We start from the raw sequence: 16140 nt of genomic DNA on the forward strand, positions 1-16140 counted from the left end.
CGGTGCGACGATTCGACTTGCCCCCGATGGCGGCCTGACAGCCGACCAGGATGTTGGATCAGAGCGAGTACATATCCGTTGCTGCGGTAACGGCTGCTATGGGTTCCGCCCTTACGGCGTCTCACTTTTGAAAAGCGCAAAAGTAAGCAAAACGCTCTTGCCCCACCACTCGGCACCTCGCCTAGGCTCGGTGTGCCCGTAATCCGACAGTGATTTGGGGGGCCGCCGCCACGCGCCATCCATGGCGCGGGGCGGCTAAACCGGCATCCCTGCCGGTTTACCCCCCAAATCACTGTCGAATTCCGGCCAGCGTGGTTTAACGGGGCGCCTAAGATCAAAAGCAAAAGCAAAAGCAAGAGCGGCTCGCTTCGCATTGTGGTTACCGTAGGCTGCTGCTACAAAATCGTGTAGATACCTATGGCCATCGGGGGCAAGCTCTAATGCCAGTCAGTTAAGAAGTAGCAGGAGCGAGAACTAACTTGTGGCGAGGGAGCTTGCTCCCGCTGGGGCGCGAAGCGGCCCCAAACAATAGGACTGCTGCGCAGTCCAGCGGGAGCAAGCTCCCTCGCCACAGGTTCGGTGTCGCCTTGACTTACTGGCATCAGGGCAAGCCCCCTCCCACATTTTCTAACCGTGCCCACTTGAAATACGTTTGCCGGGCTTGGCGCCAACCAGCTTGGCCTGCCCATCTTTCTGCTTGCCCGTACGCGCCTCGCTGATAAGCCCCGGAATCAACTTGCCCTCCGGCAGGTTCTTCCAGAACCGGCTCGGCAAATGTCCTTCCATCACCTTGGGGTTCAACCGCGCCGGGTTGAAGATGTGGCTGTAGTAGGTCAACCACATGGCGCTGTGCGGATCCTCGACATTCTGCGCCAGTTGCTGCCAAGCCTCGGGGCACTGGCGTTGGTGAATCAATTGCTCGCCGTCGTAATACACCCCGTCCAGGGGCGTTGCGATCATCCAGCGATGCCGGCCCATGCGCCCGACAAAATGCTGGCTGGCGCTGTGCAGAATATCGTGGGCCGGTTCGTGCCAGGCCACGTACTCCGGCAGCTCCGGCCCTGCCCCCGGCGGCAATGCGATAAACCGTACAAATGCGTGCAAGTGGTGGGCTTCACGACTGACCTGCTTGATGCGTCGCTGCAACTCGCTGCCCAACTTGTCACCGGCAAGCATCGCCGTGCGATCGCCATGGCTGACCCGCCACAACACCTCGTACAGCAAACTCCAGCGCTGGTCGCCGTGGTAGCAGGCGGCCGACTCCAGCAAGTGCAGCAATACCTTGGGAATGCGCGCCTGGAACGGGCCAGGCCCAGGCGGAATCGGCTCGTCGGTGGCAAACAGATCCGCCACCTCGGCTTCGCCCCAACTCACCTGGCTGGGGTCGACCTGATGGCTGAGCAGCCAGCGCGCCTGTTCGCGCCAGGTGCTGAACAGGTTGTCGCATTCCAGGCTGATCATCCCCACAACCCCATCTGTTGCGGTTGCGGGCGATCACGCAGCTGCTCGCGCAGCAAAACGCTGGTGGTGTCCGCTTGTTGGGGGTGGTAATCGCTGGTGATGAAAAACGGCTTGGCCTTGGCCAGCACGCAGCGCATGCGCGCCAGGTCTTCGAAGCGGATCTTGCGTTCGCGGCGCAGGTCGACCAGGCGCTGGGTGGTGCGCAGGCCAATGCCGGGGATGCGCGCGATCAAGGTCGGTTCGGCGCGGTTCAGGTCCAGAGGGAACACCTCGCGATGTTCCAGGGCCCAGGCCAGCTTGGGGTCGATATCCAACGCCAGGTGGCCGGGGCCTTCGAACAGCTCGTTGGCGCTGAAACCGTAGCTGCGCAATAGAAAATCGGCCTGGTACAAACGATGCTCGCGCATCAGTGGCGGCGCGGCCAAGGGCACGCTTTTCGGGCTGTTAGGGATGGGACTGAAGGCCGAGTAATACACGCGGCGCAGCTTGTAATTGCCATACAGGGCTTCGGCACCGTGCAGGATGGTGCTGTCGTCGGTGTCGTCGGCGCCGACGATCATCTGCGTGCTCTGCCCGGCCGGGGCGAAGCGCGGCGCGCGGGGTTCGTTGAGCACGGTCTGCTCACCGGTGTAGATGGTTTGCATGGCCTGCTTGATCGAGACGATCTGCTTTTCCGGCGCCAGGGTTTGCAGGCTGGCATCGGTGGGCAGTTCGATATTCACGCTCAGGCGGTCGGCATAACGCCCGGCCTCGGCGATCAGCGCCGGGTCGGCTTCGGGAATGGTCTTGAGGTGGATATAGCCGCGAAAGTCATGCTCCTCGCGCAACAGCCTGGCGACCCGCACCAATTGCTCCATGGTGTAGTCGGCCGAACGGATGATGCCGGAACTGAGAAACAGGCCGCTGACGCAGTTGCGCTTGTAGAAGTCCAGGGTCAGGGTGACCACCTCCTCCGGGCTGAACCGCGCACGGGGCACATCGCTGGAACGGCGGTTGACGCAATACTGGCAGTCGTAGAGACAGAAGTTGGTGAGCAACACCTTGAGCAGCGACACGCAACGGCCGTCTGGCGTATAGCTGTGGCAAATCCCCATGCCATCGGTGGAACCCAGCCCCGCCTTGCCTTCGGAGCTGCGCTTGGGTGCGCCACTGCTGGCGCATGACGCGTCGTACTTGGCGGCGTCGGCGAGGATGCTGAGTTTTTCGATCAACTGCATGGAGAACTACCAATACTGGTTTTTTGTACAGTACCAGCAGCCACCCCCAGTCACAAGTGCCGTCTGTAGGAGCGAGGCGGGCGGCTAGCCCTTGCTCGCGAAGAACGTCAACGATAACGCGCCTTGTCTGGATTAACGCGGCGCTCTTGCGTTCTTCGCGAGCAAGCTCGCTCCTACAGAGGGACAGGTCAGCTGGCAGTAGCCAACAGCACGTCCTGCACCGAACGCGCCTTGCCACGGTGATGGTCCAGCGCATACAACGACGCCGCAATCTCATCCGCGCGAATCGGCAGTACCGACAGCAACGTATCGCTCAAGCCATGGCTGGCCTGGCTGAATCCCTGGATATAGATACCCGCCTTGCAGCGCTCATCGGTGACGATACGGTAGTCGCGGGCCACGTCGAAGTCGCCCATGTAGGCGTGCAGCGGCGCGAGCAGTTCGCGGTGCATCTGGCGCTCGTAACCGGTGGCGAGGATCACCGCGTCGTAGTGGCCGACGCTGGTTTCGCCGCTGGCGTTGTTGCGCAGCACCAGTTCGATGCCGAGCGGGCCGGGGCTGGCCTTTTCGACGACGGTCATGGTGCGGAACGCCTGGCGTGCGATGCCGGAGACTTTCTGCCGATAGAAAATGCCGTAGATACGTTCGATCAGGTCCAGGTCCACCACCGAGTAGTTGGTGTTCTGGTACTCGGCAACCAGCCGCTCACGCTCGGCGCCGACTTGCTGGAACACCAGGTCGGTAAAGGCCGGCGAAAACACTTCGTTGACGAACGGGCTGTCGTCGGCGGGTTTGAGCGCCGAGCCGCGCAGGATCAGGTCGACCTGCACCGAGGGGAAGCTGTCGTTGAGGTCGATAAAGGCTTCGGCCGCGCTCTGGCCGCCGCCGATCACCGCGATGCGCATGGCCTTGCCGTCGACACAGGGCTGGCTGGCCATGCGCTCCAGGTACTGGGAATGGTGGAACACCCGGCTGTCGCCCTTGAGCGCCTTGAACGCTTCGGGAATACGCGGCGTGCCACCGGCGCTGACCACCACCGCGCGCGTGGTGCGCACATGCTGTTCACCCTGGGCGTCACGGGAGATCACGCGCAGCGCTTCCACCTGCTGCTGGTGCAGGATCGGCTCGATGGCCAGCACTTCTTCGCCGTAGCGGGCCTGGGCCTGGAATTGCCCGGCGACCCAGCGCAGGTAATCGTTGTACTCCATGCGGCACGGGTAGAACGTGCCCAGGTTGATAAAGTCCACCAGGCGGTCGTGGGCCTTCAGGTAATTGACGAAGGAATACGGGCTGGTGGGGTTGCGCAGGGTCACGAGGTCCTTGAGGAAGGAAATCTGCAGTTCGCTCTGGGTCACCAGGGTATTGCCGTGCCAGCGGTAGTCGGCTTGTTTGTCGAGGAACAGCACGTCCAGTTTGCCCTGGGCCCTTTCACGCTCCTGCAGGGCGATGGCCAGCGCCAGGTTCGAAGGGCCGAAGCCGATACCGATCAGGTCGTGAACCGCGGGCGAAGCAATTGCCTGTGTCATTCCAGTGTCCTCTGGATAAGCCCCTTGGCGGTTGGGGCGGGAATACCTTCATGGCCTGCACAACAGGCCGTGTGTTGATAGGAAACGAGGACAGTGAAATAAAATTTAACTAATGCCGCTTCAGTGGGCTTCCCACTCACGCATGCGTGACCGGCAGTGCTTCATGGCATTGACGATGTGCTTTTCCACCAGGCTGCGCGAAATGCTCAGGCGCTCGGCGATTTGCAGATGGGACAGGCCGTCGAGTTTGCGCAGCAGGAAACTGTCGCGACAGGCCGCCGGCAGCTCGGCCAGGGCGCGCTCGAGCAGCTCCAGGCGCTGGCCCTGGTCGTGGCTGGCGTGGGGTGAACACGGGGCGAAGCGTTCTTCGTTGTCCAGCACCTCCAGCGGTTCGACCTGGCGCAGGGCGTTGCGCCGATGGCCGTCGATCACCAGGTTCAACGCGGTGCGATACAGGAACGCGCGCGGCTGTTCGATCGGGGTGTCACTGGAACGCTCCAGCACCCGCACATACGCGTCATGCACCACATCCTCGGCCACCTGACGGTTGCCCAGCTTGGCGTTGAGGAAACACACCAGCTCACGATAGTAGTTTTCCAACATGACTCCTGGCCCCATGGCCGTGGTGCTAACGATGCCAGTCCGTGTAGGAACAGGCCCATCGATGATGGCAGTTTGAGTAGGTGCAATTTATAGTAATTCTCATCTACTTTTAAAGAAGTCTCGCATCAACGGCCGGTTTTTTTCGCCGCGCGAGCTGTAACCGCGCGTGTAACCGCCTAAATCCTCCGGCATTTTCTTCGTTTAACTGTCAGCTCTGCGCGACTGCGCCCCGATCTTTCCTGGCTGGAACCTACGCATGAAACGCCCTCGACCTGCCCGACGCGCCCTGCTTGTGGTGGCGTGCCTGATTCCCATCGTTGCGTTTGCCACCTGGCAAGGCCTGGCGCCGGGTCGCGACACCCTGGCCACCGTCACCGTCACCCGTGGCGATATCGAAAACAGCGTGACGGCCCTGGGCACCCTGCAACCGCGGCGTTATGTGGATGTGGGCGCCCAGGCTTCCGGGCAGATCCAGAAGATCCACGTCGAAGCCGGCGACCAGGTCAAGGAGGGCCAATTGCTGGTAGAGATCGACCCCTCGACGCAAAAGGCCAAGCTCGATGCCAGCCGCTACGCCATCGAAAACCTTGAGGCGCAGTTGCAGGAGCAACAGGCCCAGCATGCATTGGCGCGCCAGAAGTACCAGCGCCAGCAGCGCTTGAGCGCCGGCAACGCCACGCGCGAAGAGGATGTACAAACCGCCAGGGCCGAACTGAGCGCGACCCAGGCGCGGGTCGAGATGTTCCAGGCCCAGATCCGCCAGGCGCGGGCCAGCCTGCGCAGCGACGAAGCGGAACTGGGTTACACGCGTATCTATGCGCCGATGGCCGGTACCGTGGTCGCGGTGGATGCGCGGGTCGGCCAGACGCTCAACGCGCAACAACAAACCCCGCTGATTCTGCGCATCGCCAGGTTGTCGCCGATGACCGTGTGGGCCGAAGTCTCCGAGGCGGATATCGGCCACGTCAAACCCGGTATGAGCGCGTACTTCACCACCTTGAGCGGCGGCAGCCGGCGTTGGACCAGCACCGTGCGCCAGATCCTGCCGATCCCGCCCAAACCCTTGAACGAAACCCAGGGCAGCGGCAGCCCGAGCAGCGCCAGCAAAAGTGGCAGCGGCCGCGTGGTGCTGTACACGGTGCTGCTGGACGTGGACAACGCCGATAACGCGCTGATGGCGGAAATGACCACCCAAGTGTTTTTCGTCGCAAACCAGGTCAAGGACGCCCTCACCGTACCGGTCGCCGCGCTGCAGGGCACGCCCAACGCGGATACGCAAATCGCCCGGGTGGTGGCGAAGAACGGCAGCATCGAGCAGCGCACGGTGCGCCTGGGTGTCAGCGACCGCCTGCGCGTCCAGGTGCTCGACGGCCTCAGCGAAGGCGATCACCTGTTGATCGGCCCGGCCGACAGCAGCGGGGGTTGAATTGACCACGCCCCTGATCGAACTCAAGCACATCCGCAAATCCTACGGCGGCGGCGACAGCCCGCAGGTCGACGTGCTGCGCGGCATCGACCTGGCGATCCATGCCGGGGAGTTCGTCGCCATCGTCGGCGCGTCCGGCTCCGGCAAGTCCACATTGATGAATATCCTCGGTTGCCTCGACCGTCCGAGCGACGGTGACTACCTGTTCGCCGGTGAAAACGTTGCCCACCTGGGCAGCGACGAACTGGCCTGGCTGCGCCGCGAAGCCTTCGGCTTTGTGTTCCAGGGCTACCACTTGATCCCGTCGGCATCGGCCCAGGAAAACGTCGAGATGCCGGCGATCTATGCCGGCATCAGTGCCAGCGAACGGCACGCCCGCGCCACCGCCCTGCTCACCCGCCTGGGCCTGGCCGACCGCACCGGCAACCGTCCGCACCAGCTCTCCGGCGGCCAGCAGCAGCGGGTGTCCATCGCACGGGCGCTGATGAACGGCGGGCATATCATCCTCGCCGACGAACCCACCGGCGCCCTCGACAGCCACAGCGGCGCCGAAGTGATGAGCCTGCTCGACGAACTGGCGAGCCAGGGCCATGTGGTCATCCTGATCACCCATGACCGCGAAGTGGCCGCACGGGCCAACCGCATCATCGAGATTCGCGACGGCCTGATCATCAGCGACTCGGCCGGCGCCCAGGCCTGCGTGCCTGCCGAAGCGGACAGCACTGCGCTGCAGGCCGTGGACCTGCGCCAGCGCCTGGTCGACGGCGCCGAACACAACGGCGCCTGGAAGGCCGAACTGCTCGACGCACTGCAAGCGGCCTGGCGCGTGATGTGGATCAACCGTTTTCGCACCGCGCTGACCTTGCTCGGAATCATTATTGGCGTGGCTTCGGTGGTGGTCATGCTGGCCGTGGGGGAAGGCAGCAAACGCCAGGTCATGGCGCAGATGGGCGCGTTCGGCTCGAACATCCTGTATGTCAGTGGTTCGTCGCCCAACCCGCGCACGCCCCTGGGCATCATCACCCCCCAGGATGTGGCCGCCCTGGCCACCCTGCCCCAGGTAAAACGGATCATGCCGGTCAACGGCGCCGAAGCCGGCGTGCGTTTCGGCAACATCGACTACATCGCCTATGTCGGCGGCAACGACACCCAGTTTCCGAGCATCTTCAACTGGCCGGTGGTCGAGGGCAGCTACTTTACCGAAGCCGACGAACGCAACGCCGCCACCGTCGCGGTGATCGGCGCAAGGGTGCGTGACAAGCTGTTCAAAGGCCTGGTCAACCCCATCGGCCAGTACATCCTGATCGAAAACGTGCCGTTCCAGGTGGTGGGCGTGCTCCAGGAAAAAGGCTCCAGCTCGGGCAACAAAGACAGTGACGACCGCATTGCCATCCCCTACTCCGCCGCCAGCATCCGCCTGTTCGGCAGCTATAACCCGGAGTACGTGGTGATTGCGGCCGCTGACGCCACCCGGGTGAACGCCGCCGAGCAGGCCATCGACCAGTTGCTCAATCGCCTGCACCAGGGCAAGGACGATTACCACCTGACCAACAACGCCGCGATGATCCAGGCCGAGGCGCGCACGGCCAACACACTGTCGTTGATGCTCGGTTCGATTGCGGCGATTTCCCTGTTGGTGGGCGGCATCGGCGTGATGAACATCATGCTGATGACCGTGCGCGAACGTACCCGCGAGATCGGCATCCGCATGGCCACCGGTGCCCGTCAGCGCGACATCCTGCGCCAGTTTCTCACCGAGGCGGTGATGCTCTCGGTGGTCGGCGGGCTGCTCGGGATCGGCCTGGCCTTGCTGGTGGGCGGCGTGCTGGTACTGGCCGAGGTGGCGGTGCAGTTTTCCCTGATGGCGGTGCTTGGCGCCTTTGGCTGCGCGCTGGTCACCGGTGTCGTATTCGGCTTTATGCCGGCCCGTAAAGCTGCCCGGCTCGATCCGGTTAAGGCGTTGACCAGTGAATAAACGACCCCTCGCACCGCCGCTGGCGCTGCTCAGCCTGTGCCTGTTGCTCAACGCGTGTGCGGGTAATGCGCCCGCCGGCGACAGCGGCATCGCGCCGCCCGCCGCCTGGCAATACGCCGAGCGCGCGGCCAACCAAGCCGCCAACCAGCGCTGGTGGACGCAATTTGGCAGCCCCTCGCTCAACCGCCTGATCGACCAGGCCCGCCGTGACAGTTTCGACGTTGCCGCCGCCATGGCCCGCGTGCGCCAGGCGCAGGCCACGGCGGTGATTGCTGGCGCGCCGCTGCTGCCCGAGGTCAAGTTCAACCTCACCGCCACCCGAGAAAAGCTGCTGCGCGGCAGCGGCAACTCGGACCTGAACGCCACCGAGAGCAACAGAACCGTCAGCAGCTATGACGCCAACCTCACGGCCAGCTACGAACTCGACTTCTGGGGCGGCCGCGCCGCCGCACGGGACAGCGCACTGCAGAGCCTGCAGGCCAGCCAGTTCGACCAGGCCAACGTCGAGCTGACCCTGCTCAGCAACGTGGCTGACCGCTACGCGCAAACCCTGGCCGCGCGCCAGCGCCTGCAGATCGCCGAGCTGAACCTGGCGAATGCGCGCAATGTGCTGAAGCTGGTGCAAACCCGCTACGACGCCGGTTCCGCCACAGCCCTGGAGCTGGCGCAACAGAAAAGCCTGGTGGCCAGCCAGCAACGGCAACTGCCGCTGATCAAGCAGTTGGCCGAAGATTCGCGGATCACCCTTGCCGCGTTGCTCGGCCAGCCCGTGCAGGCACTGGCGCTGGGCAACGAGGCGTTCCAGGTACTGACCTGGCCAAGCATCGGGCCCGGCGTGCCGAGCCAGTTATTGAGCCGGCGCCCCGACCTGGCCCAGGCCGAGGCACAACTGGCGGCGGCGAGTGCCGACGTGCGCGTGGCCCGTGCGGCGATGTTGCCTGCCGTTACCCTGGGCGCGACCCTGGGCTCGGGCGCGTACAGGGCCGACGACATCCTGCGCAGCCCGTTCTACACCCTGACCTCGGGCCTGGTAGCCCCGATTTTCAACAACGGTCGTTTAAGCGCGGAACGCGACAAGGCCCGCGCGCGCCAGGATGAGCTGCTGCACACCTACCGAGGGGCGATCATCAACGGCTTTGCCGACGTGGAAAAAGCCCTCAGCAGCATCACCCGCCTGGACCAGCAACGCCAATGGCAAGCCGAGGAGCTGCAACAGGCACAGACCGCGTTCCAGATCGCAGAAAGCCGTTACCAGGCCGGTGCCGAGGATTTGCTCACGGTGCTGGAAACCCAACGCACCTTGTACGCGGCCCAGGACTTGAACGTGCAACTGCGACTGTCGCGCTTGCAGGCCAGCATCGCGTTGTATAAAGCGCTGGGCGGTGGCTGGAGCAGCGGCAACTGAAAAACGAAACTCCAGTTTCGTACACAAACCGTTTAATCGCCTTACATTATTAGACCCAAGGTCCTTGGTAAAAAAGCCGCCTTCACACGGCTCTTCCAGGACCTTTTAATGAAACCCAGCGTTGTTGGAAAATGCCTGGTTTGCCTCGGCGCCTGGCTGATCGCCCACCTGGCCCTGGCCGACCCCTTGATCACGCCCACCGCCATCGACTGGTTACTGGATTGCCCCTTCCCGGCGTTTGAACGGCTCGACCCAGAAGTCCTCGCGCGCACCCAATGCGGCCAAGTGACGGTACCCCGCGACTATGCCGCACCCGACCGCGGCCGCCTGCGCCTGAGCGTGACACGCGTCGGCGCACGCGACCCGCTCAACCGTGAGGGCGTGGTATTTATCCAGTCCGGCGACCCGCGTGCAGCTAAAAACGCCACCTTTGCCCTGCATCTCGTTGGCCGCTGGGAGTCTTATGCCACCCAGGCTTACCGCACGTTGGTCGACCGCTACGACGTAATCGAACTGAGCCCCCGCGACCTGCAACAGGCCACCGCCGTCGAACAGGCGGCGCGGGATATGGAGTATGTCCGTGTGCAATTGGGCGAGGCCCAGCTCAACTACGTCGGCAATGCCGACGCGGCGCGACTGGGCAACCGCTATGCCACGCTGTTTCCCGAACGCATCACGCGCATGGTGCTGGTCAACGCCGGGCGCGGCGAGCCGGTGGCTGCCGGCGTCGAGCTGCTGCTGCTCAAGGAACCCGCCCAGGCCAGCGGTGACGGCTGTGTCAGCCGCTGGCTCGGTGATTTTCTGGTTTTCGGCAAACAGCCACCGACGAACACACGGTGCCTGGACCGTGGCGGCTGGGACTGACCCTGACGTTTACGACCTGTTGATGCCAGAAACGACACCCTGCGTTGACGCTGCGGCCCGATCGTTATTAAGTGCTATTTATCCGCATTAATACGATAAATCGAAACCATGCTGAGCCGTCCGCTACGCCGCAAACGCCAGAAGCTGTCCGATGTGATCGTCGAGTCGGTCAAGCGCTCCATCGTCACCGACGCCTTGAAGCCCGGCGACCGCTTGCCCACCGAACGCGAGCTGATGGAAAGCTTCCAGTGCTCCAAGGGCTCGGCCCGCGAAGCGCTCAAGGCGCTGGAAGTCGAAGGCCTGGTGAGCACGCGCACCGGCCCCAGTGGCGGCGCCTACCTGAACCAGGCTGGCACCGAACCCGCCAGCCGCGCGCTGCGCAACTACCTGCACTTCCAGCACCTGGACGGCGAGCAGGTGTACCAACTGCGCAAGGTCATCGAAGTGGAGCTGGCGCTGTCGGTGCTCGGGCGCTTGAGCGAGAGCGACTACCAGGCCTTGCAGGACAACGTGGACTTTTGCAGCGCCCCCGAAGACAGCGAAGCCGGCCAGCGCGAACAGCGTCTGGCGGAACTGGAATTTCACAACTTGCTGGCCAAGGCCTGCCCCAACCCGCTGCTCGGTTTCATGGCGCAGTTCCTCAACGACCTGCTGCGCGACCTGGTGGTGCTGAAAAAAGCCTACAAGCCCAAGCGCAAGCAGTTCGATGCGGCCAACCTCGACTACCACAAGCAATTGCTGATCGCCTTTCGCGCCGGGGATGAAAGCGCGGTGCGCAGCTTGATGCATGAACACATGTGCGATGCCGAACACCACATGACTGCACTGGAAGGCCAAGTCAGCCCGCACTTCCTGCTGGAGTTCGATCACTCCTAAACCACCACAAATCCAATGTGGGAGGGGGCTTGCTCCCGATAGCGGTGGATCAGCCACCCGATGCAGTGACTGACACTCAGTCATCGGGAGCAAGCCCCCTCCCACATTGGGTTTGCATTCCAACCGATAGACCCGCGTCACCTCAATAAAAAACGCCTGCCCACAGGCCCTTGCTCCACCGTATCGCCCTTGCCGCTCCTGCCAATAACTAAACCAGGGAGTCACCCCATGCAGCGTCGTACGTTATTGAAAGCCAGTCTCACCTTCGCCTCCGCCCTCAGCCTCCCGCTGAGCGTGCGTGCGGCATTCGCCGCCGAGCCCTTTACCTTTTACGGCCTCAAGTCCATGTCTGGCGCCTTTGCCAGCTATGGCAAGTTTGCCGACATGGGTTCGCGCCTGGCGGTGGAGCAGCACCCGCAAGTGCTCGGCCGCCCGTTGCACTACAAGGTCATCGACACCGAGGGCAATGCCGGCAAGGCGGTGCGCAAGGTGCAGGAGGCGATTCAGCAGGACGGCGCGCGGTTCTTCCAGGGCTGCACGCTGTCCTCGTCGGCCCTGGCAGTGGCCAAGGAAGTCGACAAGGTCGGCGGCGTGTTCATGACCCCGGTGGGCGCTGATGAAGTCACCGGCAAGGACTGCAACAAGGCGACGTTCCGCTGGTCGGTGCCCACCTACGGCGCCATCCGCGAAACCATGCTGCCGCTGATCAAGCTGCTGCCGGACGCCAAGCGCTGGTACACCATCACCCCGCAATACGTGTTCGGTGAAGCCTTGCTCGAAGGCGCGAAAAACGTGCTCAAGGAACACGGCCTGGAGCACGTCGGCAACAGCTACCACTCCTTGCAGGAGCAGGAGTTCTCCGGCTACCTGACCAATGCCATTTCCACCAAACCCGATGTGCTGGTGCTGCTGAATTTCGGCAGCCAGTCATCCAACACCCTGCGCCAGGCGGTGAATTTCGGCATCAAGGAACGCATGAAGGTGCTGCTGGTATGGTCCGCCGGCCTCGATCAGTTCCAGGAACTGGGCAGCGACATTCTCGAAGGCGTGTACCTCGGCGCGCAGTACTGGCACCAGGTCGATACGCCGCTCAACCGCGAACTGGTCAAGCTGACCCAGGCCAAATACGGCATCAACCCCACCTACCCGCTCGCCGCCGACTACATCAGCACCAAGGTGATGCTCGAGACCATCGTCGCCACCGGCAGCTTCGACGGGCCGACCGTGGCCAAGGCCCTGCAGGGCCTGAGCTATGAGGGCCCGACCGGCAAGGAGTCGATCCGCGCCGGCGACCATCAGGTGATCAAGGACTACTACCTGCTGATCGGCAAGGCCGCCGCCGATATGACCGACAAGGACGACCTGGCCAAGGTGCTCAGCGCCGGCCAGTCCTTCCCGCCGGTGGAAGCCACGGGCTGCACGCTCGTCTGAGTTTCTGACTATCGCACCGGCTTCCTGCTGAGGGCTTGCGCATGCTTAATCTTTACCTGTTCCAGATACTCAACGGCCTCGGGTTGGGAATGATCTACTTCCTGATCGCGGTCGGGCTGACGATCATTTTCGGGCTGCTCAACTTCGTCAATTTCGCCCACGGCGCGTTCTTCCTGCTCGGCGCCTATATCTGCTACACCGCCGTCAGCCTCACCGGCAGCTTCTGGCTGGCGCTGCTGATCGCGCCGCTGGTGGTGGCTGCGCTGGCGTGGGTGATCGAGCGCCTGCTGATCCAGCGCATTTATCATTTGCCGCACATGTTCCAGATCCTGGTAACGCTGGGCATCGCGTTGATCATCCAGGAAGCCAGCGTGATGATCTGGGGCCCGGTGGGCAAGAGCGTCGCGGTGCCGGAACTGCTGCGCGGCGTGCTGGTGGTGGGCGATTTCGTCTACCCCTACTACCGCCTGTTCCTCATCGTGTTTTCCGCGGTGGTGGGCCTGGGCCTGTGGTTGCTGCTGGAACGCACGCGCTTCGGTGCACTGGTACGCGCCGGCAGTGAGAGCACCGAAACCGTATCGCTGCTGGGCACCAATATCTTCCGCCTGTTCTCCATGACCTTCGCCCTGGGCGTTGGCCTGGCCGGCATGGCCGGTGTGCTGTTCGCGCCGTTGCGCGGTGCGCAGCCGTTCGTGGGCCCGGAGATTCTCGGCATCGCCTTCGTGGTGGTGGTGATCGGCGGCATGGGTTCGTTCAGCGGTGCGCTGGTCGGCGGTTTGCTGGTGGGCGTGGTGCAAAGCCTGATGACCACACTCTGGCCCCAGGGCGCGAGCCTGATGATCTACGGCGCAATGGCCGTGGTGATTCTGGTACGCCCCTACGGCCTGTTCGGGAGAGCCTGACATGAGCGAGAAAAATCCCCTGCCGTTTGCCAAGACGCAATCGCGCGCCATGTTGCTGTGGGTCGTGGCGGTGCTGATCGGCCTGCCGTTGGTTTTACCCTCGGCCACCCTGGCCAGCGAAATACTGATCTTTGCCATGGCCGCCCTGGCCTGCAACCTGTTGCTGGGCTACACCGGGCTGTTGTCGTTCGGCCAAGGTATTTTCTTTGGCGCCGGTGCATATTGCGCGGCGTTGCTGATGATCCACCTGCAATGGGGCCTGTTCACGGCGTTGCTGGGTGCTGCCGTCGTCGGCGGCTTCCTGGCGTTGCTGGTGGGCGCCCTGGCGATCCGTCGCACTGGCATCTACTTCGTGATGCTCACGTTGGCGTTCAGCCAGATGGCTTACTTTGTCGCCTACACCCTGAGTGACTGGACCGGCGGCGACAACGGCCTGCTCAGCGTGCCGCGCCCCGAGATTCGTATCGGTGACACGGTGCTGCTGTCGCTGGCCGATGCACGCGCCTTCTACGGCTTTGTCGCGGTGCTGTTCCTGCTGATCTTCATCGGCGCGCGCCGGGTGATCGCCTCGCCGTTCGGCAGCACCTTGATGGCGATCCGCGAAAACGAAACCCGCGCCTCGGCGATCGGTTATGACACACGGCACTTCAAGATTCTGGTGTTTGTGTTGTCGGGCGCGGTCACCGGTATCGCCGGGGCGCTGTACGCGATGCTGCTGCACTTTGTACCGCTGTCGAATATCGATCTGATGATGTCCGAGAACATCCTGATCATGACCATCGTCGGCGGCACCGGCTCGTTGTTCGGCTCGTTGCTGGGCGCCGGCTCCATCGTGCTGCTGGGGGATTTCCTGTCGGACCTGTGGCCGCGCTGGCTGATGCTGCTGGGGGTGATCCTGATCGTGGTGGTGGTCTTCATGCGCGGCGGTTTGTGGGGCGGCCTGGTGTCGCTGTTCGAGAAGGTGCGCGGCAGCCGCAAAACCGCCGTCGTCGCCAAGGAGGAAGGGCTATGAGCATCCTGCTGGAAACCCACGACCTGGAACTGGCCTACGGCGCGTTCCATGCGGTCAATGGCGTCAACCTCAAGGTCGAGGCCGGCACCATCCACACCATCATCGGCCCCAACGGCGCGGGCAAGACCAGCCTGTTCCACTGCCTCACCGGTGAGCGCCAGGCCACCGCCGGTGCGATCCACTTCGACGGTAGGAACCTGATGCGCAAACCGGCCCACGCCCGCGTCGGCCTGGGCATGGCGCGCTCGTTCCAGCTCACCAGCCTGTTCCAGAACCTCAGCGTGCGCGAAAACCTGCGCCTGGCGGCCCAGGGCCGGGACGGTGCGCGCGCCCTGAACTTCTGGCGCCGCGTGGACAGCAAGCGCGAACACCTGGAGATGGCCGACCAGGTGCTCGAGCGCCTGCAACTCACCGCTCGCGCCGACACCCTGGCCGGCGAGTTGTCCCACGGCCAGCAGCGAGTGCTGGAAGTGGGCATGTCGATCTGCTCCAAGCCCAAACTGCTGATGCTCGATGAGCCCACCTCGGGCATGGGCATCGATGACATTCCGATCATGACCCAACTGATCAGCGATCTGGGCCGCGACCACACGGTGCTGCTGATCGAACACAACATGAGCATCGTCATGTCCATCAGCCAACGCATCACCGTGATGAGCCACGGGCAGATCCTGGTGGAAGGCACGCCGGAATTCGTGCGCGCCGATGAACGTGTACGCAGTGCATATCTTGGGGAGGCTGCCTGATGCTGATCGTCGAGAATATCCATTCCTACTACGACAAGAGCCACGTGCTCGAAGGCGTGTCATTGACCGTCAACCCCGGCGAACTGGTGACGCTGCTCGGGCGCAACGGCGCCGGCAAGACCACGACCTTGCGCAGCATCCTCGGCATCATCTGCCCGCGCCAGGGCCAGATTCACTTCAACGGGCAGGCGCTGGTGGGCCAGAAGATTTTTCAAATCGCCCGCCAGGGCCTGGCGCTGGTGCCGGAGAACCGTGGGATTTTCCGCCTGCTCAGCGTCGAGGAAAACCTGCGCATCGCCGCCCGCAAGACCAGCCGCTGGCAGCTGGAGGATGTGTACGGCATGTTCCCGCGCCTCAAGGAACGGCGCAAGAACGCCGGCCATGCACTCTCCGGCGGCGAGCAACAGATGCTCGCCATTGCCCGCGCGCTGCTTAACGACCCCAAGCTGCTGATCCTCGATGAACCCACCGAAGGCCTGGCCCCGGTGATCGTCGACGAACTGGTGAAGATCCTGCGCAAGGTCAAGGACGACGGCCTGCCCGTGCTGCTGGTGGAACAGAACCTGATGGTCTGCGACAAGCTCGCCGACCGCCATTACGTACTCGAACAGGGCCGCGTGGTGTACGAAGGCAGCGCCGCAGATTTTCGCGCCGACCCGACCATCAAGAATCGCTACCTGGCCCTGAGTGCCTGAC

14 protein-coding genes are annotated in these 16140 nt (G+C 63.4%); 10 read left to right on the forward strand and 4 right to left on the reverse strand.

From position 1 onward, the window contains the following. Positions 1–627: 627 nt before the first annotated feature. The 4 genes from C4J88_RS17070 to C4J88_RS17085 form a co-directional block, all read right to left on the reverse strand. On the reverse strand, positions 628–1461 hold the full coding sequence (locus tag C4J88_RS17070) for a TIGR03915 family putative DNA repair protein (RefSeq protein ID WP_124367530.1): 834 nt from the start codon (positions 1459–1461) through the stop codon (positions 628–630). Continuing rightward, positions 1458–2678 (reverse strand): putative DNA modification/repair radical SAM protein, encoded by a 1221-nt coding sequence (locus tag C4J88_RS17075; protein ID WP_124371175.1) that lies wholly within the window; start codon positions 2676–2678, stop codon positions 1458–1460. The genes C4J88_RS17070 and C4J88_RS17075 overlap by 4 nt, the downstream gene beginning before the upstream one ends. A gap of 188 nt (positions 2679–2866) precedes the next feature. Next, positions 2867–4204: a lysine N(6)-hydroxylase/L-ornithine N(5)-oxygenase family protein gene (locus C4J88_RS17080; protein WP_124407631.1), complete on the reverse strand. Its 1338-nt coding sequence runs from the start codon at positions 4202–4204 to the stop codon at positions 2867–2869. 120 nt (positions 4205–4324) lie between these two features. Further along, the gene (locus C4J88_RS17085) at positions 4325–4807 is read right to left on the reverse strand and encodes a sigma-70 family RNA polymerase sigma factor (RefSeq protein ID WP_124367533.1); all 483 of its coding nucleotides are present in this window, start codon (positions 4805–4807) and stop codon (positions 4325–4327) included. Between the two features lie 256 nt (positions 4808–5063). Here C4J88_RS17085 and C4J88_RS17090 point away from each other — a divergent pair, with 256 nt between their 5' ends. The 10 genes from C4J88_RS17090 to C4J88_RS17135 all read left to right on the forward strand — a co-directional run bounded on the left by C4J88_RS17090 (position 5064) and on the right by C4J88_RS17135 (position 16139). Next, on the forward strand, positions 5064–6233 hold the full coding sequence (locus tag C4J88_RS17090) for an efflux RND transporter periplasmic adaptor subunit (RefSeq protein ID WP_124367534.1): 1170 nt from the start codon (positions 5064–5066) through the stop codon (positions 6231–6233). 1 nt (position 6234) lies between these two features. Then, a complete protein-coding gene (locus tag C4J88_RS17095) occupies positions 6235–8208 on the forward strand; it encodes a MacB family efflux pump subunit (RefSeq protein WP_124407632.1) in 1974 nt (657 codons plus the stop codon). Further along, a complete protein-coding gene (locus C4J88_RS17100) occupies positions 8201–9613 on the forward strand; it encodes an efflux transporter outer membrane subunit (RefSeq protein WP_124407633.1) in 1413 nt (470 codons plus the stop codon). The genes C4J88_RS17095 and C4J88_RS17100 overlap by 8 nt, the downstream gene beginning before the upstream one ends. Before the next feature lie 108 nt (positions 9614–9721). Then, the gene (locus C4J88_RS17105) at positions 9722–10477 is read left to right on the forward strand and encodes an alpha/beta hydrolase (protein WP_124407634.1); all 756 of its coding nucleotides are present in this window, start codon (positions 9722–9724) and stop codon (positions 10475–10477) included. A 108-nt stretch (positions 10478–10585) separates the two neighbouring features. Then, a complete protein-coding gene (locus tag C4J88_RS17110) occupies positions 10586–11353 on the forward strand; it encodes a FadR/GntR family transcriptional regulator (protein ID WP_124367538.1) in 768 nt (255 codons plus the stop codon). 228 nt (positions 11354–11581) lie between these two features. After that, complete coding sequence (locus C4J88_RS17115) at positions 11582–12784, forward strand: ABC transporter substrate-binding protein (protein ID WP_124407635.1); 1203 nt, start codon at positions 11582–11584, stop codon at positions 12782–12784. A 41-nt stretch (positions 12785–12825) separates the two neighbouring features. After that, the gene (locus C4J88_RS17120; RefSeq protein ID WP_124363435.1) at positions 12826–13686 is read left to right on the forward strand and encodes a branched-chain amino acid ABC transporter permease; all 861 of its coding nucleotides are present in this window, start codon (positions 12826–12828) and stop codon (positions 13684–13686) included. Between the two features lies 1 nt (position 13687). Beyond that, positions 13688–14698 carry a branched-chain amino acid ABC transporter permease gene (locus C4J88_RS17125; RefSeq protein WP_124404643.1) on the forward strand — a complete coding sequence of 337 codons (1011 nt, stop codon included), beginning with the start codon at positions 13688–13690 and terminating at the stop codon, positions 14696–14698. Further along, a complete protein-coding gene (locus C4J88_RS17130) occupies positions 14695–15444 on the forward strand; it encodes an ABC transporter ATP-binding protein (protein ID WP_124407636.1) in 750 nt (249 codons plus the stop codon). The genes C4J88_RS17125 and C4J88_RS17130 overlap by 4 nt, the downstream gene beginning before the upstream one ends. Further along, positions 15444–16139: an ABC transporter ATP-binding protein gene (locus tag C4J88_RS17135; RefSeq protein WP_124367543.1), complete on the forward strand. Its 696-nt coding sequence runs from the start codon at positions 15444–15446 to the stop codon at positions 16137–16139. The genes C4J88_RS17130 and C4J88_RS17135 overlap by 1 nt, the downstream gene beginning before the upstream one ends. Position 16140 lies beyond the last annotated feature (1 nt).

This window comes from Pseudomonas sp. R4-39-08 (assembly GCF_003852275.1).
Taxonomy (GTDB): domain Bacteria; phylum Pseudomonadota; class Gammaproteobacteria; order Pseudomonadales; family Pseudomonadaceae; genus Aquipseudomonas.

What these genes read in the sequence shown, in the direction of transcription:
- C4J88_RS17070 (WP_124367530.1), bottom strand. Translation starts at nt 1,461, where the DNA reads ATGATCAGCCTGGAATGCGACAACCTGTTCAGCACCTGGCGCGAACAG.
- C4J88_RS17075 (WP_124371175.1), bottom strand. Translation starts at nt 2,678, where the DNA reads ATGCAGTTGATCGAAAAACTCAGCATCCTCGCCGACGCCGCCAAGTAC.
- C4J88_RS17080 (WP_124407631.1), bottom strand. Translation starts at nt 4,204, where the DNA reads ATGACACAGGCAATTGCTTCGCCCGCGGTTCACGACCTGATCGGTATC.
- C4J88_RS17085 (WP_124367533.1), bottom strand. Translation starts at nt 4,807, where the DNA reads ATGTTGGAAAACTACTATCGTGAGCTGGTGTGTTTCCTCAACGCCAAG.
- C4J88_RS17090 (WP_124367534.1), top strand. Translation starts at nt 5,064, where the DNA reads ATGAAACGCCCTCGACCTGCCCGACGCGCCCTGCTTGTGGTGGCGTGC.
- C4J88_RS17105 (WP_124407634.1), top strand. Translation starts at nt 9,722, where the DNA reads ATGAAACCCAGCGTTGTTGGAAAATGCCTGGTTTGCCTCGGCGCCTGG.
- C4J88_RS17110 (WP_124367538.1), top strand. Translation starts at nt 10,586, where the DNA reads ATGCTGAGCCGTCCGCTACGCCGCAAACGCCAGAAGCTGTCCGATGTG.
- C4J88_RS17115 (WP_124407635.1), top strand. Translation starts at nt 11,582, where the DNA reads ATGCAGCGTCGTACGTTATTGAAAGCCAGTCTCACCTTCGCCTCCGCC.
- C4J88_RS17120 (WP_124363435.1), top strand. Translation starts at nt 12,826, where the DNA reads ATGCTTAATCTTTACCTGTTCCAGATACTCAACGGCCTCGGGTTGGGA.
- C4J88_RS17125 (WP_124404643.1), top strand. Translation starts at nt 13,688, where the DNA reads ATGAGCGAGAAAAATCCCCTGCCGTTTGCCAAGACGCAATCGCGCGCC.
- C4J88_RS17130 (WP_124407636.1), top strand. Translation starts at nt 14,695, where the DNA reads ATGAGCATCCTGCTGGAAACCCACGACCTGGAACTGGCCTACGGCGCG.
- C4J88_RS17135 (WP_124367543.1), top strand. Translation starts at nt 15,444, where the DNA reads ATGCTGATCGTCGAGAATATCCATTCCTACTACGACAAGAGCCACGTG.